Origin of the sequence: Mycobacterium sp., from assembly GCF_035697385.1 — a bacterium.
Lineage (GTDB): Bacteria > Actinomycetota > Actinomycetes > Mycobacteriales > Mycobacteriaceae > Mycobacterium.
On record NZ_DASSCY010000133.1, the window covers coordinates 1 to 2,694 of the forward strand.

2 protein-coding genes are annotated in these 2,694 nt (G+C 64.8%); both read right to left on the reverse strand.

Translation table 11 applies throughout. From position 1 onward, the window contains the following. Nucleotides 1-213: 213 nt before the first annotated feature. A complete protein-coding gene (locus VFH65_RS11455; protein WP_353321546.1) occupies nucleotides 214-1,848 on the reverse strand; it encodes a thiamine pyrophosphate-dependent enzyme in 1,635 nt (544 codons plus the stop codon). A 3-nt stretch (nucleotides 1,849-1,851) separates the two neighbouring features. Continuing rightward, nucleotides 1,852-2,694: FAD-dependent oxidoreductase (locus VFH65_RS11460; RefSeq protein WP_353321547.1), on the reverse strand; the 843-nt coding region annotated here is incomplete at its 5' end.

The following is a 2,694-nucleotide window of genomic DNA, read 5'->3' on the forward strand; positions in this document are numbered from 1 at the left end:
TGCGTTGTGGTCGTCGGAAAGAGGGCAAGTCGAACAGGATCGCACGCGGCCGGCAGGTGGTCAACTGTTTTGCTGCGATGCTGGTGAGGTTTGGTCGGCGGTCTTGATGCGGACGGCGGCAGTGGTAGCGGACGGGGTGCATGTGCGTCCCTCGGAGAGCCGGGATATATCGCGCGGCGTTTGGTGCCGAGCATCGGCCACTTACTGCCAACGCTAGAGCCCCGTCGGCAGGGACCGGCCTCCCACCAGCGCGCGGATGACCGATGGCCCGGTAGTGTGCGCCTTGGCCGCCGCCAGCGCCGCCCGCAGCGTTGCCGCCGTGTTGACCGTGGCGACCTGTGTGACGCCGAGTGCCTGGGCGAACGCGTCGAAGTTCCAGTCCGGCAGCACGTTGTAGGGCAGCGGCGGCTGCGACAGGTTGGTGTAGTAGCCCGGACCCAGCAGAAACTGTTCGATCCCGTAGAGGCTGTTGTCGATGATGACGATGATCGAATTATGTTGGTAGCGCACCATTGTCGAGACGGCCTGGCCAACCATCTGGAAGCCGCCGTCGCCGATCAGCACCAACGGCCGCTTGCCGCCCGGCACGGCCGCGCCCACCGCCGCACCGACCGAATGCCCGATCGACGCCCATATCGCGTTCACGATGAACGAGTCCTGGGCGGGCATTTTCCTCCGCGCTGCCGGATAGATGCCGAGGAAGGTGTCGGGTATGACGACGAATGACGGATCGAGGAACTCCGGCTCGGCGACCACGTCGAACACCTGCTGATATCCCAGCTCCGGTGTCGCGGGCGCGGGCGGATCCACCGGTGTTGCGACGCCAACGGTGTAGGCGACCGGACTGACACCGATGGATTGGCTGTCCAGTGCCGCGACCAGTGCCGGTAGCCCGACGGATTTCGGTGTGCCCCCGCGGAATACGGCCACGCCGTCCCACACCCGAATCGTCTGGTTGGCCTTCGGGATCATCAGGTTCGCATGATTCGAACCGAACACCGAACCGAGCGCGACGATCAGCCCGGCCTGCTGTATCAACGTCTTCAGTGCCGCGGGTGCCCGATCACCGTTGAAGACGCCGACGAAGCGCGGATGATCTTCGGGCAATACCGATTTGCCTACCAACGTGGTTGCCCACCTGACCTGGAGTCGGTCCAGGACGGCCAGCACCTGCGACGCGAGGCGGTACCGCTGGACCTCTTCGCCGACGATGACGACGGGGTTCGCTACCGTGTCGAGTTCTTGCAGGATCGAAGTCGCGACGGCGTCGGCGTCGCCGGCCGGTACCGTCACATCGATCGCGCCGACCGGCTGAGGGCACGCCGAATCCAGCTGCGCCATGGGTATTTCGAGGTACACCGGGTGCTTACGGATCAGGGCTGCCGCGATCGCGTCGTCGACGACCTGCGGGAGGCGGTTGATGTCCGTCTCGCGCTCGCTGAACACGGTGATGTTGCGGAAGACGTCGAGGTCGGTGTGCGGCCGTCCCATCGAATGCGAATACACCACGCCCGTCGTGTTCTGGTCGGTGATGTTCTTGTCCGACGGTCCACCGTTGATCACCACGATCGGGCTGCGTTCGATGTAGGCACCCGCGACCGCGTTGGCGATGCTGAGCGTGCCAGGACCATACGACACCGCCACCGCCGACAACCCCCTCACGCGTGCGTATCCGTCGGCCGCATAGCCCGCTTCCAGGTCGCTGTTTGTCACCACTGTCCGGAAGTTCGGGCGCCGTGCGGCGGCGTTGAAGACCGGCGCGCAGAATACGGCCGGCACCCCGAACAGGGCCTCGACGCCGTTCTGGGCAAGGCGCTCGATGATGTAATCCGCGACGACGTAGGGCATCGGCTACCGGTACTCGTCGCCGTATTCGGGCAGCATCCATGGCCGGGGCGTGACTCGCAGCGTCGTCGCGCCCGCGAAGACGTCCTTGGCCAGCGCAAGGATCGTCTGGCACATGGCCGGATCCACGGTGGGATCCCCGGCGCCCACCTCAAATGAGCCGCCGACGACCACGTGGTCGGCGCGCGGGACCACATACGTGCGGTCGGAGCTATACAGGTATTCCAGGTTCAGCTGCGGCCGCAGCAACACCAGGTGGCCTTTGATCGGAACGAGCTTGGTGTCATTGAAGATCTGCGCCGAGCCCAGCCCGGTGCAGTTCACGACGATCGGCTCGGGCAATTGGCCGACGTCCGCCGCTGAACGAAACTCCTTGTGCGTGAACGGCACTGATGCGACAAGGTCATCGCGCAGCTTGTTGAGGAAGATGGGCGGTTCCACCAACAGGGTGTGGTAGCCGAAACCCGGCTGACTGAGCTGGGCGAAGGGCAATTGCGCATACGCCGTCGGTGGCGGAATCACGTCGTGGGGCACCTTGTCGAAGCTCGTGCCCGATCCGTGTTTCGAATAGTTGATGACCTTCGAGACACCGAATCCCTGGCCGATTCGGTCGCGGTGCATCGTGAACGACGTCCGCAGAATGTTCTCGAATCGCTGTTTCGCCCCCGGGACCGATCGGTCGTACTCGACGAATGATGGTTGCCATTGGCCGCCCGCGATATCCGACGTCGTCAACTGCAGCGCCGAGGCGTAAATCCGGACGGTGAATCCCGCTTCCACCAATAGCGTCGCCGCGGTCAACCCCATCACGCCGGCGCCGAGCACCGCGACCTGTCCCAGCGCCGCGCC

Excerpts from the sequence above, each read along its gene's own strand:
- VFH65_RS11455 (WP_353321546.1), bottom strand. The coding sequence starts at position 1,848 with ATGCCCTACGTCGTCGCGGATTACATCATCGAGCGCCTTGCCCAGAAC.